Source organism: Paraburkholderia sp. BL27I4N3 (assembly GCF_003386115.1).
GTDB lineage: Bacteria > Pseudomonadota > Gammaproteobacteria > Burkholderiales > Burkholderiaceae > Paraburkholderia.
In genome coordinates this window covers 7,994,882-8,019,418 of sequence record NZ_QREJ01000001.1, presented here as the reverse complement: position 1 = coordinate 8,019,418, position 24,537 = coordinate 7,994,882, and the positions used below count along the sequence as shown (strand labels likewise).

Below are 24,537 nucleotides of genomic sequence, written 5' to 3'. Positions count from 1 at the left end.
ATATGCGGGTTCGAATCAACAAGAAAATCGGCGTGGCGCTGACGCTCGGGCTGGCCGCGTCCGCGAGTTTCGCCAGCCTCGTCAAAGTGGCGCAGACCACCGCCGCCCCCGGCGCCTGCGGCGATTGGAGCGGCTATCGCACGTTCGTCGAACGCTTCGTGCAGGCCGACGGCCGCGTGATCGACTATTCCACGCCGGCGCAGCAAACCACTTCCGAAGGCCAGTCGTACGCGCTCTTCTTCGCGCTGGTCGCGAACGACCGCGCGACGTTCGACCGGCTGCTCGGCTGGATTCGCAGCAATCTCTCGGGCAATCAGTTCGACGCGCAGAACATGCGGCTGCCGTCGTGGCAATGGGGCAGAAAAGCGGACGGCTCGTATGGCGTGCTCGATCCGAATTCCGCATCGGACTCCGACCTGTGGATCGCCTACGATCTGCTGCAAGCCGGCCGCCTGTGGCATGAAGCGGCTTACACGCAGTTGGGCGAAGCACTGGCCGCGCAGATTGCGCGTCAGGAAATGACCACGCTGCCGGGCGTTGGACCGATGCTGCTGCCCGGACCGCAAGGCTTCAAAAGCGGCGGCGTGACGCGTCTGAATCCGAGCTATTTGCCGCTGCCGGTGTTGCGCTCACTCGCGCACGAGATGCCGAACGGACCTTGGGGAAAGCTCGCCGACAGCGCCTACAGGTTCATCAAAACGACTGCGCCGCAAGGCTTCGCGCCCGACTGGGCGGCCTGGCAAAACGGCCAGTTCGTGGTCGATCCGAAAAACGGCGACACCGGCAGCTACGACGCGATCCGCGTCTATCTGTGGGCCGGCCTCGCGTCGCCCGCCGATCCGCTCGCCAAACCCTGGCTCGCGGCGCTCGGCGGGATGCGCGCGCGCGTCGCGCAAACCGGCATTCCGCCGGAGAAGGTTTCATCGACCACCGGCGCGGCCAACGGCGAAGGACCGCTCAGCTACTGGGCTGCACTCGCGCCGTACTTCAAGGCGCTCGGCGACGAGCGCGGCCTCGGCCTCGCGCGCACGCATCTCGCAGCGCTCGACACCAACGTGCCGGGCCGCGAACCGGTTTACTACGATCGTGTGCTGGGTCTGTTCGGCACGGGCTTCATCGACGGCCGCTATCGTTTTGACGAAGCCGGACGTCTCGTGCCGGGTTGGAGGAACGCATGCGACTGAGCGCCCTCGCGTTGTCATTGCGCCTCGCGCTCAGCCTCACGGCCGTCTGCTGCGTGGCGACGGCTGCGCCGGATGCGCTGGCGCAGGCGTCGAAAGATCCCTTGAACGTGTTGATCGATCAGGGCAAGTACTGGCAATCGCATCAGCGCGGCGACCTCGCCGAGCAGGCGTGGCTGAAGGTGCTGCGCATCGATCCCAGGCAGCCCGATGCGCTCTTCGGCATGGGCATGGTGCTCGCCGACCGCAAGGACGGCGCCGGCGCGCAGCAATATCTGGCGCGTCTGAAGGCAGCCGCGCCGAACTATCCGAATCTGGATGAGCTCGGCCGCCGTCTTGGCGAATCGAGCCTGCGCGACCAGACCGTGAACGACGCGCGGCGGCTCGCGCAAAGCGGTCAAAGCGCGAGCGCGGTGCAGGAATATCAGCGCGCGCTGAACGGCAAACCGGCCACGCCCGAATTGCAACTCGAGTATTACCAGGCGCTCTCGGCCACGCCGCAAGGTTGGGATCAGGCGCGCCGCGGCCTCGAACAGCTTGCGCGCGACAACCCCGACGACCCGCGTTACGCCCTCGCCTATGCGCAGCATCTGACCTATCGCGACGTGACGCGCCGCGACGGCATCGCGCGTCTGCAGAAACTGGCGGGCGACAGCACGGTCGGCGCCTCGGCGAAAAAAAGCTGGCGTCAGGCGCTGTTGTGGCTCGACGCGCGGCCCTCCGACGCCCCGCTCTATCAGGCCTATCTGCAAACCGCCACCGATGACGCCGCCGTGAAAGCGCGCTTTGATTCGATGGTCCAGCAGGACAGCGCGGCGCGCGCACGTTCACAGGAAAACGCCGCAACCGACGCACGCGGCCGCACCATCGCCGACGGTTTCAGCGCGCTCGATCGCAACGACGTGGCCACGGCGCGCGCGAAGTTTTCCTCCGTACTGGCCACTAGCCCGAACGACACCGACGCGCTCGGCGGCATGGGCATTGCTGCGTTGAAGCAGGAGCATTTCGCCGAAGCCCGCAACTATCTGGAACGCGCGTCGCGCAACGGCAATCCGGCGCGCTGGAAAACCGCGCTCGACAGCGCGAGCTATTGGACCTACACGAGCGACGCGATCGGCGCGCGCAGCAACGGCGAATTCGCGAAGGCGAAGTCGCTGTTCGAACGCGCGATCGCGCTGAATCCGTCCGACGTCACCGCGCAGGTGCTGCTCGGCGAAATGCTGCTCGCGAACGGCGACCCGAGCGGCGCCGAACAGGCCTACCGGATGGCGCTGCGCCGTCAGGCCGACAACCCGGACGCGGTGCGCGGGCTGGTCGGCGCGCTCGCTGCGCAAGGCCGCGGCGACGAGGCATTGCAGTTCGCCAACCAACTCAACACCGAACAGCAGTCGAAGGCGGGCGGCATCAACCGTCTGCGTGGCGAAGCGCAGGCCGCGCAAGCGCGTGCCGCCGAAGCGCGCGGCGATCTGGGCAGCGCGCGCAGTCTGTTCGAAGACGCGCTGCTGAATACGCCCGACGACCCGTGGCTGCGGCTCGACCTCGCGCGCATCTACGTGCGCCAAGGCGCGGTCGCCAACGCGCGCAGCATGATGGACGGCCTGCTCGCCGCGCATCCCGACATGACCGACGCGCTATATGCGAGCGCGTTGCTGTCGGCGGAAACGCAGGACTGGTCGGCGGGTCTCGCGCAACTCGACCGCATTCCGGTCGCCCAGCGCACCGACGCGATGACCACGTTGCAGCACCGCTTATGGGTGCATCAGCAAGCCGACCTCGCCACGCGGATGGCGCGCAGCGGGCAGACGCAGCAGGCGCTCGCCACACTGCACGCGGCCGAGCCGGTCGCGGGAAACAGCCCCGAACTGATCGGCGTGATCGCCGCCGCTTACCAGCAGGCCGGCGATCCCAACCGCGCGCTCGGACTCGTGCGCGCCGCCATGAACGCGGCGCCAGGCAACACCGATTTGTTGCTGCAATACGCGGGCATTCTGTCAGCCACGCAACAGGAAGCCGAACTCGGCATGGTGATGCGCCGGCTCGCGTCGATGCAGTTGACGCCGCAGCAACGCACCGACTTCGGCAACCTGAATCTCGGCATCGTCATCAAGCAATGCGACGCGGTGCGCCAGCGAGGCGACCTCGCGAGCGCTTACGACGTGATCGCGCCGTGGCTCGCGGCCATGCCCGACAATCCCGACTTGCAGGCCGCGCTCGGCCGCCTCTATTCGACGGCCGGCGACGATCGCAATGCGCTCGCCAGCTATCGCGTCGCGCTGCAACGCAAGCCCGACGATCTGAACCTGCTGCAAGCGACCATCTCCGCCGCGACCGGTGCGAAGCAGTTCAGTTACGCCGAAACACTCGCGAAACAGGCCTTGAACGCGGCGCCGGGAGACCCCGGCTTGCTCGCCACCGTCGGCCGCATGTATCGCGCGGAAGGCAAGCTGTCGCTCGCGTCGACTTATCTGCAACGCTCGCTGGTCGCCGCCAACACGCCGCTGATGGCCAACGCGCCGCGCAGTCCGGCGAGCAACGTGCCGCGCGGCTGGGAAGCGGCGATGCGCCGGATTGGCGCGACGCCGCTCCCGGGCACCAATCCTTTCGAAGGCAAAACCGCCACGGTCACGCCAACCGGCGCCGACAACGCCGCGCTCGCCGGTGGCTACAACGCCGCGCGCTCAGCGCTTCCGTATTCGCAGTCTTCCTTGCCGACACAAACCGTGCCGAACTATCCGCCGCCTACGCAACCCGCGCCTTACGTCGCACCTTATACGGCGCCCGCGCAGCCTTATGCGCCGAACGGTGCGCCTGCCGCCTTGCCGTATAACGCGCCGCGTCCCGCGCTCAATACCGGCGGGTATGGGCAGGAGACTTACGGGTCAAGCCAGTCGGGCGCGCCGTTGCAGCCTTATCCGGGCCAAGGACAGCCGCCAATGCAGCAGCAGGCGCAGATGCCGCCGATGCAGCAGGCCCCGCAGCAGTACAACCCGGCCTATCAACAGCAGGCGCCTTATCCGCAGCAGCCGCAATACGGTACGCCGGATGGCTACGCGGCCACGCCCTGGCCGATGTCGCCGGCCGCGCGCGCAGCGCAGGCCAATGCCGGTTCGATGCAAACGCAACCGTATGGCGCGCAGGGCGCGAGTCCGAAGCGTTCGACCGGCAAGAAGCAGAGTGCGTCGAAGAATAGCCGCAATGCACCCGCCTATTCGCAGCAGCCTTATGGGCAGCAGCAAGGTTATCCGCAGCAGCAACAGCCGTACTACGGGCAGCAGGCGTATCCGCAACAACAGCCGCAGCAGGGCTACGCGCAACAGCCGTATCAACCTCAACCGCCGCAGCAGCAGGCTTACGCGAATCAGGGCTACTACGCGCAGCAGCAGCCATACATTCCGCAGCCTCCCACCGGTTACGCGCAACCGTACTACCCGGCGCAACCCGGCGCGAACGGCAATGGCAACACCTACGCGCAGCCGAATGTGGCGAACGCGCAAACACTCGGCGTCGCGGAAGAACTCGCGCAGGTCAATCGCGAACAGTCGAGCAGCATCTCGGGCGGCATCGTGTTCCGTAACCGCGCCGGCGAGGACGGCCTGTCCAATCTCACCGATATCGAAGCGCCGATCCAGGGGCGTATCCGGGCGGGCAACGGCCACGTGGTCGTCACGGCGACGCCTGTCACGCTCGACGCCGGCAGTCCCGCCGACAATGTCTCGACGCTCGCGCGCTTCGGCGCCGGGCTGTCGAACGGCACGTCGGTCTCGGCTGCCAATGTCGGCAGCCAGACGGCTAGCGGCGTGGGCTTGTCGGTCGGCTACGAGGGCCGCAGCCTCAGCGGCGACATCGGCGTGACGCCGATCGGGTTCCGCGAGACCAACATCGTGGGCGGTGCGAAGTACAACGGCGGCATCACCGACAAGGTGTCGTATTCGCTGGCCGTCGCGCGCCGCGCGGTGACCGACAGTCTGCTGTCCTATGCCGGCGCGCGGGATTCCGGCTCCGGTCTCGAATGGGGCGGCGTCACTTCGACCGGCGGCCTCGGCAGCCTCGCATGGGACGACGGGACGAGCGGCCTGTATGTGAATGCGGCGTTCCAGTATTACGACGGCAATAACGTACTGAGCAATACTGCGGTCAAGGGCGGCGGCGGCATCTATACGCGTCTGCTGAAAGACGCCGATCAGACACTCACGATCGGCGTGAATACGACGCTAATGCGATACGACAAGAACCAGTCGTATTTCACCTATGGCCAGGGCGGCTATTTCAGCCCGCAACAGTACGTGATCCTGAACTTGCCGGTCGAGTGGACCGGGCGCAATGGCGCGTTCACGTACGACGTGAAGGGCTCGATCGGCGTGCAGCATTATCGTCAGGATGCGTCGAACTATTTCCCGCTCAACGACGGTTCCAATCGCCAGAACGCGGCGATCAGTAATGCAGCAACTGTCGGCACCAGCGTGCAGAGCGGCGCACAGTATCCGGGCCAAAGCAAGACCGGCGTGTCGTATTCGCTCAGCGCAGTCGGCGAATATCAACTCGCGCCGCAACTGGCGTTCGGGGCGACCGCTTCGCTCGGCAATGCTTATGAATATCGCGAGTATCTCGCGGCGGTTTATGTGCGGTATAGCTTCAGCAAGCAGACCGGTTTGCAGCCGTTCCCGCCTACGCCGCTTGTTTCGCCGTATCTGTCGTTGTCGAATTGATGCGGGTGTGAATGCCGGCGGCGGCTTTTATCAGGCCGCCGCCGTGCGCAAAACAACATCAGCTACCCCCACGCTCCGTCGCATACCGCCGGCAATGCTCCAGATACCCCGCAGCATGGCTGCTCACCAGTTCCACAATACCCGTCCACAGCCAACCTGGCGCGTCCAGCGTCTTCGAACGGTTTCTGCGTAGCTCGGTGAGCCACGCCTTGCGTTCCGCGCTATCCATTTGCCGCGCGTGCGCCTTGCCGACCACCATCGCCAGAAAGCGCGCGGCCTTCATTGCTTCGTCGCGGGTCAGTTGCTCGATGGTCAGCTTCATGTCCTGCGGCAACAATTCACGAATCACGACAGCGCGATCCGCGAGACGCGCCGCGCGCATCCGCTCGCCCAGCGATGGCGACAAATGCCGCGCGCCCTCCACCACCCGCTCCGCGTTATCGCGCGGCATGCGCGCGCCGGGATAGCGCGGCGCGGCCGCTTGCGCGGCTTCCTTGATATCCATCAGGCACAGGTCGTCACCCTCCACCGCCGCGCCGTCGATGTCGAGCAGCACCGCATAACGCAATCTGCCGAGCGAACTGCAGCCCTTCACCCAGTAAGCGGCGTCGAGAACTTCCACGTCGGCTTCATCGCCGGCGCCGCGGATCACCGTGGCGAGGCGCGCCAACGAGCCTTTCTCGAACAACGCCTCGATCTCGCGACGCTCGCTTTTGGCGAGCGGCCAGAAACGCGGACCGAGCGGAATGGTCGGATCGAGATCCTCGATACGCTCCTCCGCGAGATGCCGCCACGAACGGCGCACCGCTTCCCTCATCACCACCCGCACCGCTTCGGGTTTTTCCGCGTGAATGTCGGCGTCGCCCGCCGTTTCGTCGAAGGCGCGCTCGTAACCGTCCGCGAGCGCTTCCATCATGCGCACGGTGGTGACGCCGGGCAGATCCGAGCCACGCGCGGCGGTCGCCAGCGAGAGGCCGAGGCGGATCAGGTCATGTGCCGGATTGCCGATCACGGTCTGGTCGAGATCGCGAATCTGGATTTCAACGCGCCCTTGTGCATCGGCGACGGGTCCGAGATTGCCGGTATGGCAATCTCCGCATATCCAGATGGCCGGGCCTTCCGGCAAGGCGTGGCCTTCTATGCCTTCGAGCCATTCGTAGAACTTGCTGGTGTTGCCGCGTACGTAGGCGTGCGCCGAGCGTGCCATTCTGGCGTTGCGGCGCGTGATCAACAGCGCCTGGCGCGCATCCGGTTTGGGCAACTTGTTTCGTGTGATGTTTTTCTTCGCCATGATGGGGTCCGCGTTTATCGACGTTCGAATTCTGCGTGGCGTTGAACGCCACGGTGCGCCAATCGGCGCGCGCGAACGCCTCGCTGCAGCAGGATTCGCGCCTATCTTCTGAATGCGAACTGTAAGCACCGAGCCACCACACAACGCATGCGCGATGAATCCCCGGCCCGGTGTTGTGGCTTACAATTGTCGCAGCCAGGTGCCCGCCATGCACCGGCACGCGGTACACGGCAGAAGCTTCATCCCACCTCCTGCTGCGGGTGCAAACGCATCACGCGAGCCGGCAGAGTGGGACACTTTCATCGACGTGACCTCTGTGGAGCGCAGCATGCCATTTCCGGCACAAGACCACGGCTGCTCCGGCTGGCGCGGGGAGATGGCGCAGCGCATCAGCGCATTCGACTGGGCAGCCACCGGGCTCGGCGTCATCGAAAACTGGCCGCGCAGTCTCACGGCGACCGTCCAGTTGCTGCTCGCCTCGCCCGTGCCGCTCGTGTTGCTGTGGGGCAAGCCCGGCTACATGATCTACAACGACGCGTATGCGATCTTCGCGGGCGGACGACATCCCTATCTGCTCGGCTGCCCGGTCGAACACGGCTGGCCGGAAGTCGCCGATTTCAACCGCCATGTCATGGCCACGTGTCTCGCGGGCGGCACGCTGTCGTATCGCGACAAGGAACTAATACTGCTGCGCGACGGCAAGCCCGAGGACGTGTGGCTCGATCTCTACTACAGCCCGGTCGCCGACGACAGCGGCGCGCCGGCTGGCGTGCTGGCAGTGGTCGTCGAGACCACCGCGCGCGTGCTCACCGAGCGCTGGCGGCAACGTGCCGAAAGCGAACTGCACGAAACCAACGAACGGCTGCAACTCGCGCTCAATACCGGCACGGTGCTCGGCACCTGGATGCTGGATCTGCGCACGGGCAAGGTCAGCGGCGACGAACGTTTCGCGCGCACCTTTTCCTTTCAGCAGGAAGAAGCCGCGAAAGGAGTCGAGCGCCGCGCCGCCGTCCACATGCTTCATCCGGACGATCAGGCGCTCAACGATGAACTGACCGCCGAGGCGATCCGCACGCGGCAGCCGTTTCGCGCTGAGTTTCGAATCCGGCGGCCCGACGGCGACTATCTCTGGGTGCAGGCGAACGGCCAGTGCGAATTCGACGAGCACGGCGAACCGACACGCTTTCCCGGCGTGCTGATCGACATCCACGAACGCAAGATCGCCGAACAGTCGCTGCGCCAGTTGACCGAGACGCTCGAACAGCGCGTGGCCGACGAGGTCGCGGCGCGCGCGCTGGCCGAAGAGCAGTTGCGCCAGGCGCAGAAGATGGAAGCGATCGGCAGCCTCACGGGCGGCGTCGCGCACGACTTCAATAACGTGCTGCAGGTGATCAACGGCAACCTGCAAATGCTCGCGGCCGACGCCGGCGACCATCCGGCGACCTTGCGCCGCCTATCCGCCGCGACGGACGCCGTCAAACGCGGCGCGAAACTGGCCGCGTATCTGCTCGCCTTCGCGCGACGTCAGCCGCTCTCGCCGACCGTGCTGAACCCTCGCCGGCTGCTGAGCGGCATGAGCGAGATGCTGCACCGCGCGCTCGGCGAAACGGTGCGGATCGACACGGTCCTGAGCGACGATTTGTGGAACGTGCAGGCCGATCGCAACCAACTGGAAAACGCGCTGCTCAATCTCGCGATCAATGCGCGCGACGCGATGCGGGCCGACGGCACGCTCACCGTGCGCGCGGCCAACCGCGTGCTCGACACCGCCTTCTGCCGCGGCAAGCCGGAGCTCTCGCCGGGCGAATACGTGGTGTTTTCCGTCACCGATACGGGCACCGGCATGCCGCCCGAGGTCCTGCAGCGCGTGTTCGAACCGTTCTTCACCACCAAGCCCGACGGCCACGGCACCGGCCTCGGTCTGAGCATGGTGTTCGGCTTCGTCAGGCAAAGCGGCGGCCATACCTTGATCGATAGCGAACTGGGACGCGGCACCACCGTCTCGCTGTTTTTCCCGCGCTGCTGCGAAGCCGAAACCTCGGAAACCGTCGACGAGACCACGGCGCCCACCGGTAGCGGCGAAACGATTCTGGTCGTGGAAGACGACGCCGACGTACGACTGACCGCCATCGAAATGCTCGCGCAACTCGGCTACAAGGTGCTGACCGCGTCGAGCGGCGACGCGGCAATCGAGTTCATCGACAGCGACGTGCCGATCGATCTGCTGTTTACGGACGTGGTGATGCCAGGCAAGATCAAGAGCGTGGAGCTCGCGCAGCGAGCCGCGGCGCGCTCGCCCGCGGTGCCCGCCCTCTTCACCTCCGGCTATACACGCGACGAGATCGTCCATCACGGCAAACTCGACGCCGGTATCACGCTGCTCTCGAAACCGTACCGGCGCGACGACCTCGCCCGCAAGGTGCGCAGCGTTTTGCGCGCCGGCGCTGCCGTGGCGGCCGGTGTGGCGTTGCCCGTGTCCGTGGCCGAAGGACAGATCGCCGCCTGCGTGCCGCCTGCTGCTTACGACCCCGCCAGGGAATCCGGCCACGAAAGCCAAGCTCCCTCGGTTGAAGCTATCCGCCAGAGAAAGTCGCCGTTGGGGACGGCGCGCTCGACTCGCACGCCGGCTCGTGTGCTGCTCGTCGAAGACGATATCGACTCACGCGAAGCATTCAGCGATCTGCTGACTGCGTTGGGCCTCGATTGCACTGCGGTCGCGAGTGCGGAAGAAGCGCTGCCGCTCGTGCCCGAGCAACACTTCGACATCCTCTTCACCGATCTCACGTTGCCCGGCATGTCCGGCGACAGTCTTGCACGCGTCATGCTGCGCCAGCAGCCGGGTATTCGCGTGCTGCTGGTGTCGGGCTACGGCAAGAACGCGCAGATCGGCGACGCGATTCCAGGCGCACGGCTGCTCGGCAAACCGCTCGATATCGCGGAACTGCGGCGCGAACTCGCGGACTGGATCGACCACACCGAAGCAGCGTCCTAGCCGGCGCGCGCCACGCATTCAACCGACTTCACGATGGACATTCGCTGCGGCACCGCAGGCTGGACCGACAAGACACTGATTGCGTGCAAGCGCTTTTATCCGCGCGGCAGCAGCAGCGCTGAAGCACGTCTGCGTTTTTATGCTTCGCAGTTCCCGCTGGTCGAAGTGGATTCGGCCTACTACGCGATGCCTTCGGCGAGCAATGCGCAATTGTGGTTCGAGCGCACACCTGAAGGCTTCACGTTCAACTTCAAGGCCTTTCGTCTGTTCACCGGGCATCAGACTTCGCCCGATGCGTTGCCGCGAGACATTGCGATGGCGCTGCCGGAAGGCATCACCGGTCCGCGCAAGAAGAACGTGTACTACCGCGACATGCCGGACGATATCCGCGATGAACTGTGGCGGCGCTATCTGGAAGCGCTCGAACCGCTGCGCGTGAGCGGGCGGCTCGGCGCCGTGCTGTTTCAGTTCGCGCCGTGGATCACGCGCGCGCCGGACGGCCTCGCGCTGGTGGAGGAATGCCGGGCGCGGATGGCGGGCTACATGATGGCGGCTGAGTTTCGCAATCAGTCGTGGTTCGATGAAGAGCATGCAGCCTGGTCGCTCGAATTCCTGCGCGAGCGCGGCATTGTGCATGTGATCGTCGACGCGCCGCCGGACGTGACCAACCGCGTGCATACGGTGTGGGACGTGACGAATCCCGAACTCGCGATGGTGCGTCTGCACGGACGCAATACGCAGACTTGGAGCGCGACCGGCACTGCGAGCGCGGCGGATCGGTTTGATTATGACTATGACGAAGCGGAGTTGACGGAACTCGCCGTGCCGATTCGTGCGATCGCGACGCGGGCCGGACGCACGCATGTGATTTTCAATAACTGCTTCGAGGATCAGGGGCAGCGTAATGCGAGGGTGTTGATGGGGATCCTCGGTTCCGACGCCATCGCGCCGTGACGTTGCAAGTCAGCGATCGGCCAATAAGCGGCATTCGCTCACTTTCTTGCTAAGACATTCGGGAGTCGGCTCCGCTCCCTGGGAGGCCATCCGGTTCTCTCTTGAGTCTGGACCTGGTCGCGGCTCCGCCTCTTCAAAAGCTCGGGCAAGAACCTGCACAGTCAGCCGTCAACCGTTGGCAGCTCACTTGATTCTCACAACGACCTTGCCCCTGGCGCGTCCCTGGGCCAGATATTCAAGCGCTTCCTTCGCCTGGTCAAACGGAAACACCTTGTCAATTACTGGACGAACCTGTTCCGACTTGAGGAGTTCGCCAATTTCGGCGAGCTGGTTTCCATCGGGACGTACGAAGAGAAATGAATACGCCACATCCCGCGTTTTCGCAAGCCGCATGATCTTGCGGCTCATTAGCCCGAATATCAACCTCAGGATAAAGTTCAGCCTGCGAGCACGGGCGAACGCCGCGTCCAGCGGCCCGATGAGAGACACAATCTTGCTCCCCGGTTTGAGGATGCCTATGGATTTTTCAATCGCATCACCTCTGATAGTGCCAAGCACTACGTCGTAGTCGCGCAGCACTTTTTCGAATTCCTGCTTTTTGTAGTCGACGATCTCGTCGGCGCCCAGACTGGTTACCAGTTGGACGTTGCCCGTACTGGTGGTCGTTCCGACCCTGGCGCCGAAGTGCTTTGCCAACTGGATCGCAAACGTGCCGATACCGCCGGATCCGGCAGGAATGAACACCTTCTGGCCGGCTCGGATATTAGCGCGCTCCTTCAACGCCTGCCAGGAGGTAAGCCCGACCATCGGAACGGCGGCAGCCTGCACGAAGTCCAGCTTGACCGGTTTCGACGCCGCAACGCGCTCCGGCACCGCCGCGAATTCGGCGATCGAGCCCCTACCAAGATCGAAGAGGCTGGCAAAGACGGCATCACCCGGTTTGAAACGCGTCACACTGCTGCCGACCTCGGTCACCACACCAGAAATATCGCTGCCGAGCGTAGCCGGCAATTCGAATTTGAGGACGGGCTTGAACGTCCCTGCCGGAATCATGTTGTCGATTGGATTCAACCCCGCCGCGTGGACCTGGACCAGCAGTTCATCAGGCTTTAGCGTGGGGAGAGGCACTTCGGCAAACCCGATCTCGGGCGACTTGCCATAGCGTTTGAAGGTGAGTGCTTTCATGGTGTTCTAAATTCAATGTTGGGTACCTGTCGCCGACCGCGAAGGATTCATCGCGCCAGAAACTCCAGTGCTTTGATCACGAAGTCGGTGTGATACTGAAAGATGCCACCGTGCCCGGCGTCCTGGTATATAACGAGCTGCGCGTGGGGAATGCGGCGGGCCATGTCAGAGCTCAATGCGGTGGGCACCATGATGTCGTTGTCTCCATTGGCGATCAGGACAGGCATGCGCAGGCGGGTAAGGTCTTGCGCCGCCTGCTGGCCCCACGCCTTGATCGCCTTGAGTTGGCGAAGCAACGCGCGGGGTGTCGGCCCCCTGTCGCGCCCGGCCTTGCGTTCCTTGAGCCTCTTCAGAAAAGCGCTTGCTGCCTGTCGGCCGTTGGTGGTGGCGGTGAAGAACAGATAGGTCTTGGGATCGCGCATCGTCACCAGACCCTTGAGCATCAGCGGCCAGGACGTAGCCCCCACGCGATCGATTCCCTGGCCGCCCGCGGGTCCTGTGCCTGTGAGGATGAGTCTGCGCACCAGATCCGGCGCCTTGAGCGCCACGTCCTGCGCCACGAAGCCGCCGAGCGAAAAGCCGAGCAGATCAACCTGATCGAAACCCATCGCGCGGATCAACGCGATGGTGTCGTGCGCCATCTCGTCCACGCTCACGGGCGCAATGCCACCGGAAGAACCGATTCCCCGGTAGTCGATCGCAATGACGCGATGCTTGCGGGCCAGGCCATCGACGATGCGCGGGTCGAAATTATCCAGCACGGCGCCCCAATGGTTGAGCAGCATCAGCGGGATGCCCCCGTGCGGGCCTAGTTCGCGGTAAGCGAAAGTGGTTCCCCCCACCCTGACCTCGTTGTTCTGTGCGTGGGCATAGGATGTTGCCGATTGGCTATCTGGGTTGAAACTGATCATCATCGATTCCTTGAGGGGCGGCCTTCACGCGTTGACGTCCACGATAGTGCGGCCACCCACCTAGCCCTGGAGCACCGCATCTGCAAGGCCAGGCACTTCGGCCACGGCGACCACCCGGGTGCGTGTGCGAGCTTTCCGGGGTCCACGTCGGCGGCCAGACGTGCTCACGCTTCTAGCCGCACGATAAGGCATTGGTGGCTTGGGGTATGACAGAAGCCGCAGGGGTCACGCTTCTGACCGATAGCGATCGGCCGCGTGCGCCTGCCGAATGTCCGACAGGAGCCCTTGACGCGCGCCATCCAGCGCGTCCCAGCGCCCGGCCACGTGCAGCGGCGGGATGGTGACGAGTTCCCGGCGATCAAAGCCGACCAGTGCCGCATCAACCAGTTCGCCGACCTCCATCACCTCGGGAAGCGTATTGACGTCGATGCCGGCGCGCCCCCAGATCTCCGTGCGGGTCGCCGCCGGGAGCACCGCCTGCACGTAGACGCCGCTGGGCGACAACTCGAGGTTCAATCCCTGCGACAGGAACAACACAAAGGCCTTGGTGGCGCCGTAAATCGACATGCCGAACTCGGGCGCGAGACCCACCACCGAGCCGATGTTGACGATCGCGCCGGTACCCGACTGCACGAAGCGCGGAGCGACCGCGGCAGCGAGCCGTGTCAGCGCCGTGGTGTTGAGCGTGATCAGGCGTTCGATGCCCTCAGCAGTCTGCTGCACGAAGCTACCGGCCTGGCCCACGCCGGCGTTGTTAATCAGGATGCCTATGCGAGCGTCGTCGCGCAGGCGAGTCTCGACCGCGGCGAGATCCTCAGGCCGGGTCAGGTCGGCCTGCAGCACGTCGACGGCCACATCGCTTTCCTCACGCAGGCGTGCGGCGAGAGCATCGAGGCGCGCCTTGTCGCGTGCAACCAGCACGAGGTTGTGGCCGCGGCCGGCGAAGCGCTCGGCGTACGTGGCGCCGATACCAGAGGAGGCGCCCGTGATGAGAACTGTGGGAAGCGTGGTCATGAGTTAATTCCTTTGCAAGAGAGGTTCGGATGGTGGACGCAAGCTGCGCTCGCCTCAGGCGATGATGGACGGGTAGTCGGTGTAGCCCGCAGCGCCGCCACCATAGAGCGTGGCGAAGTCGGGCTGCGCCAGCGGTGCGCCGGTCTTCAGGCGTTCGACCAGATCGGGGTTGCTGATGAATGCACGGCCGAAGGCGAACAGGTCTGCTTTACCCTCGTTGAGCCTGGCAGTAGCGAGTTCCAGGTCGTAGCCGTTGTTGGCCAGGTAGGTTTGCCTGAACCGACGGCGCAGCGCGTCGTAGTCGAACGGTGCGACATCGCGCGGGCCGCCGGTCGCGCCCTCGACCACGTGCAGGTAGACGATTCCCAGCGCGCTGAGTTGCCCGGCGATGTAGTCGTACTGCGGCTGGGGATCGCTGCTCGAGATACCGTTTGCCGGCGACACAGGCGAGATGCGCACGCCGGCGCGATCGGCACCAATTTCTTCCACCACTGCAGCAACGACTTCCAGCAACAGACGCGCACGGTTCTCGATTGAGCCGCCGTAGGCGTCAGTGCGCCGGTTGGCCCCGTCCTTGATGAACTGCTCCAGCAGATAGCCGTTGGCACCGTGGATTTCTACGCCGTCGAAGCCGGCCGCGATAGCGTTGGCCGCAGCCAGGCGGAAATCATTCACGATGCCCGGCAACTCGACAAGCGCCAGCGCACGGGGCTGGGACACGTCGACAAATCCGTTGTTGACGAAGGTTTTCGTCTCCGCGCGAATGGCCGAAGGGCCGACCGGCGCAGCGCCCCCAGGCTGGACATCGACGTGCGAAACACGACCGACGTGCCAGAGCTGCGCGAAGATGCGTCCACCCGTGGCATGCACAGCCTGGGTGACCTTGCGCCAGCCGGCGATCTGCTCGGACGTGTACAGGCCAGGAGTGTCCTGATAGCCCTGAGCCTGAGCTGACACCTGGGTGGCCTCCGTGATGATGAGGCCGGCCGAGGCGCGCTGGGCGTAGTAGGTCGCGGCCAGTTCGCTGGGTACCAGCCCCGCGCCTGCGCGATTGCGGGTCAGCGGAGCCATGACAAAGCGGTTGGCGAGTGTCAGGCGGCCAAGGGCGTAGGGCTCGAAAAGCGTCTTGTCGGTCATGTTGCGTCGGCTTCCAGGATTGGGAATGGACGCAATAATGACGATCATAATCTAATGTGTCAAGGTTTTGATGATGACCGACATCAATGTATAATGGAACCTTCGCAGATATGCACTCACAGTGGTCAGGAAATGAAGATCACCAAGGCACAGGCGCAGGCCAACCGGGACCACGTCGTCGAGACGGCGTCGAAACTGTTTCGGGAGCGCGGCTATGATGGGGTTGGCGTTGCCGATCTGATGGGCGCCGCCGGCTTCACCCACGGCGGCTTTTACAAACAGTTCCGCTCCAAGGCCGACCTGGTGGCGGAATCGGCGGCCTGCGGCATCGCGCAGACCGTGGCGCTGAGCGCTGGCGTGGAGGCGCCTGAGTTTGTGCGGTACTACCTTTCTCGCGAGCACCGCGACACCCGCGCGACCGGTTGCACGATGGCCGCACTGGGCGGGGATGCCGCGCGTCAACCGGAAGCAGTCCGTGCCACGTTCGCGGCTGGTATTGAGAGCCTGCTGGCTGCGCTGAGCCCCGAGGGCACTGCGTCGGGCGATGCGGATGCGGGCCAGGCGCGAGCCCGGTCCCTCGACATACTGGCGCACGCCGTCGGTGCCATTGTCATGTCGCGCGCCTGCCCGGACGATTCGCCACTGGCCGACGAAATCCTGGCGGTTTGCCGCGACGCGATTCTGGCGTCAATGAGCCCGTCGGCGACCGCGGGCGAACCCGCGCGCAATGACGGTAGCGACACGTCGGCAACGACGGAGTGACTCTGTTACCGGCGAGTTCCGGTCACAGCGGAGCACTCCGCGGTTTCCTCCATCGGATTTATTCGTCGCCCGCCGGCACGCACGGAGACATTCACACTCCTGTAGCGACGGCAGGTATCAAATAACGTCTCGCGCCGGCCGCATCTGTCGCCGTTCCGCCCAGAAGGGGCTTTAAGCTCGACGTGTGGATCGCCAACAGTTCTGCTTTGGGCGGATACACAGTGGCGAAGTCGGATCAGGGGGCGAAGGCTCCTTCCGGCTCTGATAGCGGCAATCGACCCTCTCACGCTGTCCGTTTCGCGCTGCGGATTGAACCCGTCGATGCAGCACGGGTAGCTGGTCAGGTGTGACGGTGGCGGGAGACAGAAGCCACTGCCAAACCCTGAGTACTGGTTGCGAAGCGATTCATGAGTCGGTTTTCCTGAGCGCCAAACGCGCCACCTGTGGCGTCTTCCCCGTCCACGCCTGAAATGCCCGCGCAAACGAGTTGGGATCGTCAAAACCCAGCAGAAATGAGATCTCTGCGCCGGACATCGACGAATTCGTCAGGTAGTGTTTTGCGAGCGACTCGCGCAGGACGTCCAGCGTCTCCTGGAAACTGGTACCTTCAGTCTTCAACTTGCGCTGCAGGGTCCGAGTGCTGACACCGAGTTTGCGGCAGACGACATCCATCGTCAGTTCACCAGCCGGCAACGCCTCGAGTAGCACGCCGCGCAGGCGTTCCGCCATGCTGGCAGTGCGGTCCAGTTCCGCCAGTCGCATACGCAGAGCGGGCTTGAAATATGACCACATCTTGTGGTTCTCGGTCAGGAAGGGACGTTCAACGTCTTCCGCAGCAAAAACAAGCGTGGCCAATGCGGTGCAGTCGACCGGTACGCCGAAATACGCCTCGCATGCACGGAGGTCCGACTCCGATCCCGGCGGCACGGGCCAACCTGCCCGCAACGGTCGCAAGTGGCTGCGCGTAGCGAGCCGTGCGAGCTGCACGAAGATAGACAGCTGGACGTACTGGTTAATAATGCAGGTTACATGGTCACAGGCATCGCGGAAGAAACGCCAATCGAATTGGGGAGGCAACAGTTTGAGACCAACTTCTGGGGCACGGTCAAGGTGACAAATGCCTTGCTACCAAAGTTCCGGGCCCAGAAGCAGGGGCAGATTATCACTGTCAGTTCCATCGTAGGTCTGATCGCCCCCCCCCCCCGAACCTGTCGTATTACACTGCTTCCAAGCACGCGGTTCAGGGTTTCTTCAAGTCGTTACGTTTCGAACTGAATCAGTTCAACATAAAAGTTAGCATGGTGGAGCCGGTCTGGTTCAAAACCAACCTTAGCCAGAATGCTGTCTCCGCGGGCAGCGGCAGTATCACGGACTACAACACATACCGGAAGCAGATGACAGCCGCGACGCAAAAAGGCATAGACGAAGCGGAAGCACCAGATACGGTTATCAATACCATTACTCGGCTGATTAACGCCGGTGAACCGAAATTCAGTAATCCTGTCGGAAAAATGACAGGCACGATTCCTTTCCTTCAAAACTACGCACCAAAAATGTTCGAAGGTTCAATACTGAAGAGGGTAACAGCCGCGAAATGAAGCTACCAGCGCTCATCAATCCTTCAGTTACGCGACACACTACCCGACGAAAGAAAATCAGTTGGAAAAACCGCAGTCGTCGTGAATTTGGGAATGACAGTCAATTTGTGTGAACGGCTGTGAGAATCCGACACTAAACGGCGGCGTCAATCAGAGATGCGGAATGGTCATGCTCTGCTAAACGGTTTGGGAATGGTTTGCGCGGAGAGCGAGAGGCGCTACCCGGTGCGTCGGAAGGAGCCCGTAGGGCGAGTGCAGACGCACCCGACGCGGTTCATTTCAGGAAGTGGTGACGCTCAGGTCAAGATGCGGTAGAAGAAGGAATACCGCCGAAGAAACAGGCCCGACACCGGCTCAAACCGCCAAGTTCACTCCGATGTCGAGCCCCACACGCGCATGGGCACGGGTGCCGGCCCAGTATGGCACGGTCCACCAGTCCCGTCGATAGCGTTTCGGCATTGACGGGGATTGCCGATGCCGGCCACCGGCCGCCTGTTTGTGTGCGCCCGCTGCCGGGCGCAGGTCATCGTTTGCCGCCGTTGCGACCGCGGCCAGATCTATTGCGACGGCGACTGTTCGGAGGTCGCACGTCAGGCCAGCATGCGCGTGGCCGGCCAGCGCTATCAGCGCAGTCGTCACGGCCGCTTCGCGCATGCCGAACGGATGCGCCGCTATCGCAGCCGCCGGAATAAAGTGACGCATCAGGGTTCCTCTGCGCCTGCCGCCGATGCTCTACTGGCACCGACTTCGACGACGTCGGCGGCAACAGCGGCGGTATCCGCCACCGCCCCAGCTGTGCCTGAGCAGTGCCATTTCTGCCACTGCGTCTGCCCGGGCTTCGTGCGCCTGGGGCCACTACGCCGTCGGGTCTTCCGTGATGTTCGTACTACTACCTACTGCACAGGAAGTGACCCATGACCATTGGAGTTGAACTTGAGGCGCAGATCCTGCGCTACTACCACGTCGAGAAGTGGCGCTGCGGCACCATCGCACGGCAGTTGCACGTGCACCGTGGCACGGTCCAGCGCGTGCTGGCGCAGGCCGGTCTGCCCCGCATCGGCGGGATGCTCAGACCTTCGCAGATCGATGCCTACCTGCCGTTTATCCATGACACGCTCAAGAGGTTTCCGTCGCTCACGGCCAGCCGGCTGTATGCGATGGTCACCGAGCGCGGCTACCGTGGCAACCCTCATCATTTCCGGCACCTGATCGCGGTACACCGTCCGCGTCCTGCACCAGAGGCTTATCTGCGGCTGCGCACCTTGCCTGGAGAGCAGGGCCAGGTTGACTGGGCCCATTTCGATCACCTGCAGATCGGGCGCGCGCGCCGGCCACTCATGGCCTTCGTCATGGTGCTGTCATGGTCTCGGCAGATCTATCTGCGCTTCTTCCTCGATGCCCGCATGGACAGCTTCCTGGCGGGCCACGCCGGCGCGTTCGCGGCGTGGTCCGGATTGCCACGAATCCTCCTCTACGACAATCTCAGGAGCGCTGTGCTCGAGCGTCAGGGTGATGCGATCCGCTTCAACCCCACGCTTCTCGCGTTCGCCGCTCATCATCGCTTCGAGCCGCGTCCCGTGGCAGTGGCCAGAGGAAACGAGAAGGGACGCGTCGAAAGAGCTATCAGGTATGTACGCGAGAATTTCTTTGCCGCGCGCAAGTTCACCGATCTCGACGATCTGAACATCCAGGCCGCGCAATGGTGCGCGGGCATGGCGGCGGATCGTCCCTGCCGGGAAGAACCCACGATCACGGTGCGCGAAGCCTTCGCCCGCGAGCAGCCCAGCCTGCTTGCGTTGCCGGAGAATCCGTACCCCTGCGAACTGCAACTGGCCGTGAAGGTCGGCAAGCAGCCGTATGTGCGCTTCGATCTGAACGACTACACGATCCCGCATACCCACGTGCGGCGCGTACTTACGGTCCGGGCTGATCCCCGGCAGGTGCGCATTCTCGACGGCGCCGATCTGCTTGCAACTCATGTGCGCAGTTACGATCGCGGCGCGCAAATCGAGATTCCCGCACACATCGACGCCCTCGTTGCACGCAAACGCGAAGCCCGTCACCATCGCGGCCTCGACCATCTCGCCCGCGCAGCGCCGGCCAGTCACACACTCATGCTGCGCGCGGCTGAACGCGGCGCCAATCTGGGTAATATCACCGCCCACCTGCTGCGGCTGCTCGACCGTTATGGTGCAGCCGAACTGCAGGCAGCGATCGAGGAAACGCTCGCCAGCGATGCCGCGCCTCACCAGAATCCGGTGCGTCTGGCGCTGGAGCGTCGGCGCGAGTCGCGTCAGGTACCGCCGCCAGTGACGGTGAACCTGCCCGAGCACGTGCGTAGCAAGGACACGCTGGTGACCCCGCACCGGCTCGACATCTACGACCAGATAACGGGAGGTACTGATGAGCTCGCCTGAGAACCTGCAGGAACGCGCGAACGCCCTGCGCCTGTACGGGCTGCTGGCGCATTGGCCGGAACTCACTGACGCCGGCTGGGTTGCGCCGCTGTTGCAGTGGGAAGAAGACGAGCGTGCCCGCCGTTCGCTTGAGCGACGCATCCGGGACGCCCATCTGGGCAGCTTCAAACCGCTGTGCGACTTTGACTGGACCTGGCCCACGCGCTGCGACCGGGCCGCCGTCGAAGAACTGATGTCGCTCGAGTTCGTCAGAGACACCGCCAACGTCGTACTGATCGGCCCGAACGGCGTGGGCAAGTCGACCCTGGCGCTGAACCTCGCCTACCAGGCGCTCGTCAACGGGCACACGGCGCTGTTCACAACTGCTGGCCAGATGCTCGGCGAGCTCGCCGCGCTTGACAGTGACTCAGCGTTACGCCGGCGGCTGCACCGGTACGCCACGCCTGACGTGCTCGTAATTGACGAGGTCGGATACCTGTCCTACTCGAATCGCCACGCCGACCTGCTGTTCGAGCTGATCAGCCGCCGGTATGGCGCAGCGAGCACCGTGGTCACCACAAACCGGCCGTTCGCAGAATGGTCGGAGGTGTTTCCGAACGCCGCCTGCGTCGTCTCGCTGGTTGACCGGCTGGTGCATCGCGCCGAAGTCGTCGCGATCGAAGGCGAGTCCTACCGGGTGAAGGAGGCGCGTGAACGGGCGGAGCAGCGCGCAAAGAAACGCAGCGCAGCACGTATGGAGAAGAAGAAATCATGAAGCGCCTTCACCTGCCTTCGGGCATCACTCACGGGCTGGACTTCCTGATCCCAGACAACTGGTCCGCAGATCAGGCGCTCGCCGTCGTGGAACTCATCGACGATCTACGCGAGCGTATCGCCGCGCACTATCAGATTCCGCTCAATGACCTGCTGCACGAACAACGCGCGCCTCCCGACAATCCTCACCCTCGTGACATCGACGATCCATTCTGATGACCATCACCCAACAACAGCGGCCCATAACCGCCTCTGTTGTTGACGCTTCTACTCAACTTTGCGCCGCCATCTAATGGCGCTTTTACACCGCCGCTAACAATTTGCTAAATGAGAGGAATTTAACGATGAAATATTATCTTTGCAAATTCATTCCGCCGCGTGCGGATTTCCTCGCGACGATGTCTGCCGGTGAAAAGGAATGGATGAGGCAGCATGGAGTCTTTCTGAACGAGCTCCTCGATAAAGAGCTGATCGTCGCTCATGGGCCCGTGATTGATGACGCTGGTGGCTACGGCGTATCGTTCTACCAGATCGCCGATGATCAAGATATTTCCGCGCTGACATCGGAAGACCCGATCGTGAAGAACGGGGTTGGTCATTACGAACACTACACCATGCTTCATTTGACAACGCGTGGTTGAAAGCCCCAGCGGTTAGCAGGGCGCATCAACTGTCGCCGTTTGACAACCTCTCATGGCGAATTCACCCGCTCGATCCAACGCAACCCCTCAGTTCGCCGTGTAAACAGACAAAGAAATCAGTACCTTCAACGAAGCGCAGCCGCCACTGCCTCGTCAATCTGCAGCGCAAAGCGCGCGTCGACATCGGGCACCCTGTAGCCAATTGACAGTTCCAGATACGCGTCGCCCAGCACCAACTGAACGAACGTTGCTGCCCGCAATGCAGCAGTCGGCTCATCAAATCTCTTCCGCAGAATTCTCGCAGCGAACGCACGCACGACCTTTGCACCATTTTCGTAGAACACCTGACCGAGTTCCGGAAGACGCTCGGCCTCAGCGACGATCGCCCGGTAAAGCCGCAGGTAATCCGGCGCAATAAGACTTCGTGCGAGCAGCCATCCCAATTCGTGCAACTCCACTTCAGGCGATCCATCGGATGGCTCGTGCAGAGCGCCCGCAAGAAGTCCGCCGATCTCAGCGCACATCGAGCTCACCAGACCCACGAAGAGTGCCTCCTTCGACTTGAAGTGGCGGTAGACCGTCTGTTTGCCGACGCCAGCGGTCGCCGCGACGTCGTCCATCGTGGCGAGACCAAAACCCTGGCTTAAAAAAACGGCTTTCGCGCCGTCGAGGATCGCGGACCGCTTCCGGCGTTGCAGCGGGCTCAGGTCAGGGGATGAGAAAGCGTTCATACGGCATAGATAGCAGATCATCGAACGGTTGACAAGACTGGGCAGTCTCGTTTACCTTTGCCAAAACGAGACCGACAAGTCTCGTTCATCTGATTTATCGATTTCACAGGCGATCATCAAGGAGAGCGCTTTGGAACTGTTCATTACGGGTGGTACGGGCTACATCGGGCAAGCGGTCGCGCGCAAGGCAATCAGCCTCGGCCATCAGGTGACTGCGCTGGTGCGCCAGGACAGGTCATCGGCCGCCGGCGCGCTGGCGCGTCTCGGTGTGAAACTGCATGCGGGCGACCTGCGTGAGCCGCAGTCTTTCGCGGCGGCTGCCGGTGCCGCCGATGGCGTGGTGCACGCCGCGTCGACCAACGATGCTTCCGCCGCGTCTGTTGATGAGGCTGCGGCGGTAGCGATGCTTTCGCATTTGCGTCCGGGCGCGGCATTTGTCTATACGTCGGGCACCTGGGTCTACGGCAATACGGAGGGAGGGCCCGCGACTGAAGCATCGGCGCTGAACCCGACACCGCTCATCGCCTGGCGGCCCGCAGTGGAGCAACAGGTGCTGGCACTGGCAGCGAGCCGCTCGCTTGTCGCAGCGATTTTCAGACCGGCGATGGTGCACGGCTACGGCGGCGGCGTCTTCGGCATGCTTGCGGGCATGGCCCGTAAGACCGGCAGTGTGAGGATCGTTGGCGATGGTCGCAATCACTGGCCCGCCGTTCACGTCGATGATCTCGCCACGGCTTACCTCAGCGCGGTCGAGCAGGCGGCAAGCGGGGACGTGCGAGTCGCCGGACAGATCTTCAACGTGGTCACGGAAGATGCCGTTGCTGTTGCCGAGATGGGTGAAGCGATCCGGGCGTCGGTCGGCGCCGATCGCGTCGAACTCTGGCCGCTCGACGATGCGCGCCAATCGCTTGGACCGTTCGCTGACGCACTGGCGCTCGACCAGGCGATCAGCGGCCAGCACGCCCGGCGAGTACTGGCGTGGGAACCCCACGGCCCCGGCCTGATTGCGGACCTCTCTGCACAAGCGCACTTTCAGCAAAGCAACGGAGCATGACGATGGCGTGGAACAGCGTATCTTTCGAATCGATTCTCGCGACGATCGCGGCGGTTTTATTCGCGATTGCCGGGGTGATCAATCTCTCACGACGCGGCGCGGCAAAACGGGACTTCGCGCGCTGGGGTTACCCGGCGTGGTTTCAGTTGCTCTGCGGCGCGCTCGAACTGCTGAGTGCGGCACTTCTTCCCTGGCAGCAAACCAGAGTCCTGGGCCTGACGCTGGCGGGAGCGATCATGATCGGCGCGCTCTTTACGTTGCTACGAAACCGGGAGCCGTTCGGGCATCTCGCCCCGGCGCTGGTCTTCTCGGCTCTGATTGTGGCCACCTTGGCGGCCCGCGGTTGAGGCTTTGGCGTCACCACGTGAACGACCCCGAGACGCTAACATGCCGCGCCGGCAATCCGCTGCAGGTACTTGAAATACACACGCGGATTGCGGCATTGGAGCAATATCAGTTGACCATGCGTTTGGATAGGTCCGGCTTTTGCAGCGACGGCCAGGCGCTCCCTTTTCACGTGCTGTGTGCCCTGACAATCGCGACGATGTGAAGGATGATGAAAAAGAAGATCGTCGGCGGAAGCGCTTTCATGAATTCTTGCTTGAACCTCCCCGTCAGCGTACCCATGATGCGCTCCTCGCCAGCCGCCCTGACCTACCCGCACTCTCAACACACGTCAGCAATCATCGGTGACGGCTGGCTCCGCAATCGCGAGCATCTGCGTTAGCGGTCCGGTGGAACTGGCAGGCGCGTCGATCATGAACAGCGATTCGCGCAAAGCCAGCTCAATATCGAAGCGTTGCTCCAGCCACGCTCGCAGTCCGGCCTCGGACATGATGACGATGTTGCTGCGTTTCGCTTCATCGGTGGTCGTCACGTCAGGCATTTCGGGGACAACGTCCGGGTCGAAGCCGTTCGTGGTCGCATGAAAGAAACCCCACGTGTCATTTTCAATGAGCAGCACATAGAAGTCCGGGAGCGCCAGAAGCGCGTCTTCACTGTGAGCCGCTTCGATGCGTGCCTGAAGCAGGTTCAACGCTTCGACGGCGGACATGCGCATGCGCGCCGCGGAGAGCGCGCCCCCCGTGGTGTCGATCGGCTCGACAATCCCCGAGTCAATCGCCTTGCGGGTCGCTACCGCGACGGTCAGCGCAAGAGGATGACCAACGCCGAAATCAATCTTGAAGTTGCAGATCGCGCACATGGTTTC

General features: G+C 63.5%; 21 protein-coding genes and 2 pseudogenes. 14 read left to right on the top strand and 9 right to left on the bottom strand.

Annotated elements, in window-relative coordinates:
• The first annotated feature begins 2 nt into the window (after positions 1–2).
• Both bcsZ and B0G71_RS36380 read left to right on the top strand, forming a co-directional pair.
• Positions 3–1,184 carry a cellulose synthase complex periplasmic endoglucanase BcsZ gene (bcsZ, locus tag B0G71_RS36385; protein ID WP_116148038.1) on the top strand — a complete coding sequence of 394 codons (1,182 nt, stop codon included), beginning with the start codon at positions 3–5 and terminating at the stop codon, positions 1,182–1,184.
• Positions 1,175–5,887: a cellulose synthase subunit BcsC-related outer membrane protein gene (locus B0G71_RS36380; protein ID WP_116148036.1), complete on the top strand. Its 4,713-nt coding sequence runs from the start codon at positions 1,175–1,177 to the stop codon at positions 5,885–5,887. Before bcsZ ends, B0G71_RS36380 begins: the two co-directional genes overlap by 10 nt.
• A gap of 58 nt (positions 5,888–5,945) precedes the next feature.
• On the opposite strand, the gene B0G71_RS36375 is transcribed toward B0G71_RS36380, so the two are convergent.
• Positions 5,946–7,178, bottom strand: a complete 1,233-nt coding sequence (locus B0G71_RS36375) for a DUF2252 domain-containing protein (protein ID WP_116148035.1) — start codon at positions 7,176–7,178, stop codon at positions 5,946–5,948.
• 328 nt (positions 7,179–7,506) lie between these two features.
• Between B0G71_RS36375 and B0G71_RS36370 the strand changes: the two genes are divergently transcribed.
• Both B0G71_RS36370 and B0G71_RS36365 read left to right on the top strand, forming a co-directional pair.
• On the top strand, positions 7,507–10,170 hold the full coding sequence (locus tag B0G71_RS36370; protein WP_116148033.1) for a response regulator: 2,664 nt from the start codon (positions 7,507–7,509) through the stop codon (positions 10,168–10,170).
• Between the two features lie 33 nt (positions 10,171–10,203).
• Positions 10,204–11,124 (top strand): DUF72 domain-containing protein, encoded by a 921-nt coding sequence (locus B0G71_RS36365; protein WP_116148031.1) that lies wholly within the window; start codon positions 10,204–10,206, stop codon positions 11,122–11,124.
• 183 nt (positions 11,125–11,307) lie between these two features.
• Here B0G71_RS36365 and B0G71_RS36360 read toward each other — a convergent pair whose 3' ends face one another.
• The 4 genes from B0G71_RS36360 to B0G71_RS36345 form a co-directional block, all read right to left on the bottom strand.
• A complete protein-coding gene (locus B0G71_RS36360) occupies positions 11,308–12,309 on the bottom strand; it encodes an NADP-dependent oxidoreductase (protein ID WP_116148029.1) in 1,002 nt (333 codons plus the stop codon).
• A gap of 47 nt (positions 12,310–12,356) precedes the next feature.
• Positions 12,357–13,220, bottom strand: a complete 864-nt coding sequence (locus B0G71_RS36355; RefSeq protein ID WP_116148028.1) for an alpha/beta fold hydrolase — start codon at positions 13,218–13,220, stop codon at positions 12,357–12,359.
• 225 nt (positions 13,221–13,445) lie between these two features.
• Positions 13,446–14,234, bottom strand: a complete 789-nt coding sequence (locus B0G71_RS36350; protein WP_116148026.1) for an SDR family oxidoreductase — start codon at positions 14,232–14,234, stop codon at positions 13,446–13,448.
• A 54-nt stretch (positions 14,235–14,288) separates the two neighbouring features.
• Positions 14,289–15,371, bottom strand: coding sequence for an alkene reductase (locus B0G71_RS36345; RefSeq protein ID WP_116148025.1), 1,083 nt, complete (start codon positions 15,369–15,371; stop codon positions 14,289–14,291).
• A gap of 132 nt (positions 15,372–15,503) precedes the next feature.
• On the opposite strand from B0G71_RS36345, the gene B0G71_RS36340 reads away from it, so the two are divergent.
• Positions 15,504–16,133, top strand: a complete 630-nt coding sequence (locus B0G71_RS36340) for a TetR/AcrR family transcriptional regulator (protein ID WP_116148023.1) — start codon at positions 15,504–15,506, stop codon at positions 16,131–16,133.
• A 405-nt stretch (positions 16,134–16,538) separates the two neighbouring features.
• Here B0G71_RS36340 and B0G71_RS36335 read toward each other — a convergent pair whose 3' ends face one another.
• Complete coding sequence (locus B0G71_RS36335) at positions 16,539–16,988, bottom strand: AraC family transcriptional regulator (RefSeq protein WP_258875736.1); 450 nt, start codon at positions 16,986–16,988, stop codon at positions 16,539–16,541.
• A gap of 174 nt (positions 16,989–17,162) precedes the next feature.
• Here B0G71_RS36335 and B0G71_RS42275 point away from each other — a divergent pair.
• From B0G71_RS42275 to B0G71_RS42265, 3 genes and pseudogenes are all read left to right on the top strand, one after another.
• Positions 17,163–17,267: pseudogene (locus tag B0G71_RS42275) on the top strand (short-chain dehydrogenase/reductase); the annotation flags it as partial.
• A pseudogene (locus B0G71_RS42580) lies at positions 17,228–17,416 on the top strand (hypothetical protein); the annotation flags it as partial. The pseudogenes B0G71_RS42275 and B0G71_RS42580, both read left to right, overlap by 40 nt.
• A 15-nt stretch (positions 17,417–17,431) precedes the next feature.
• Positions 17,432–17,731, top strand: a complete 300-nt coding sequence (locus B0G71_RS42265) for a hypothetical protein (protein WP_258875735.1) — start codon at positions 17,432–17,434, stop codon at positions 17,729–17,731.
• A gap of 354 nt (positions 17,732–18,085) precedes the next feature.
• Here B0G71_RS42265 and B0G71_RS36325 read toward each other — a convergent pair whose 3' ends face one another.
• The gene (locus tag B0G71_RS36325) at positions 18,086–18,433 is read right to left on the bottom strand and encodes a hypothetical protein (RefSeq protein WP_116138977.1); all 348 of its coding nucleotides are present in this window, start codon (positions 18,431–18,433) and stop codon (positions 18,086–18,088) included.
• A 212-nt stretch (positions 18,434–18,645) separates the two neighbouring features.
• Between B0G71_RS36325 and istA the strand changes: the two genes are divergently transcribed.
• The 4 genes from istA to B0G71_RS36305 all read left to right on the top strand — a co-directional run bounded on the left by istA (position 18,646) and on the right by B0G71_RS36305 (position 21,542).
• Positions 18,646–20,148 (top strand): IS21 family transposase, encoded by a 1,503-nt coding sequence (gene istA, locus B0G71_RS36320; protein ID WP_116138979.1) that lies wholly within the window; start codon positions 18,646–18,648, stop codon positions 20,146–20,148.
• A complete protein-coding gene (gene istB / locus B0G71_RS36315) occupies positions 20,135–20,902 on the top strand; it encodes an IS21-like element helper ATPase IstB (RefSeq protein WP_116138981.1) in 768 nt (255 codons plus the stop codon). Before istA ends, istB begins: the two co-directional genes overlap by 14 nt.
• Complete coding sequence (locus B0G71_RS36310) at positions 20,899–21,117, top strand: hypothetical protein (protein ID WP_116138983.1); 219 nt, start codon at positions 20,899–20,901, stop codon at positions 21,115–21,117. Before istB ends, B0G71_RS36310 begins: the two co-directional genes overlap by 4 nt.
• Positions 21,118–21,245: 128 nt before the next feature.
• A complete protein-coding gene (locus B0G71_RS36305) occupies positions 21,246–21,542 on the top strand; it encodes a YciI family protein (RefSeq protein WP_116148022.1) in 297 nt (98 codons plus the stop codon).
• Between the two features lie 125 nt (positions 21,543–21,667).
• Here the strand turns inward: B0G71_RS36305 and B0G71_RS36300 are convergent, their stop codons facing one another.
• A complete protein-coding gene (locus tag B0G71_RS36300) occupies positions 21,668–22,273 on the bottom strand; it encodes a TetR/AcrR family transcriptional regulator (RefSeq protein WP_116149190.1) in 606 nt (201 codons plus the stop codon).
• A gap of 130 nt (positions 22,274–22,403) precedes the next feature.
• On the opposite strand from B0G71_RS36300, the gene B0G71_RS36295 reads away from it, so the two are divergent.
• Together B0G71_RS36295 and B0G71_RS36290 are read left to right on the top strand one after the other, a co-directional pair.
• A complete protein-coding gene (locus B0G71_RS36295) occupies positions 22,404–23,327 on the top strand; it encodes an NAD-dependent epimerase/dehydratase family protein (RefSeq protein ID WP_116148020.1) in 924 nt (307 codons plus the stop codon).
• A 2-nt stretch (positions 23,328–23,329) separates the two neighbouring features.
• The gene (locus B0G71_RS36290) at positions 23,330–23,674 is read left to right on the top strand and encodes a DoxX family protein (protein ID WP_116148019.1); all 345 of its coding nucleotides are present in this window, start codon (positions 23,330–23,332) and stop codon (positions 23,672–23,674) included.
• A 329-nt stretch (positions 23,675–24,003) separates the two neighbouring features.
• On the opposite strand, the gene B0G71_RS36285 is transcribed toward B0G71_RS36290, so the two are convergent.
• A complete protein-coding gene (locus B0G71_RS36285; protein ID WP_116148017.1) occupies positions 24,004–24,531 on the bottom strand; it encodes a hypothetical protein in 528 nt (175 codons plus the stop codon).
• Positions 24,532–24,537 lie beyond the last annotated feature (6 nt).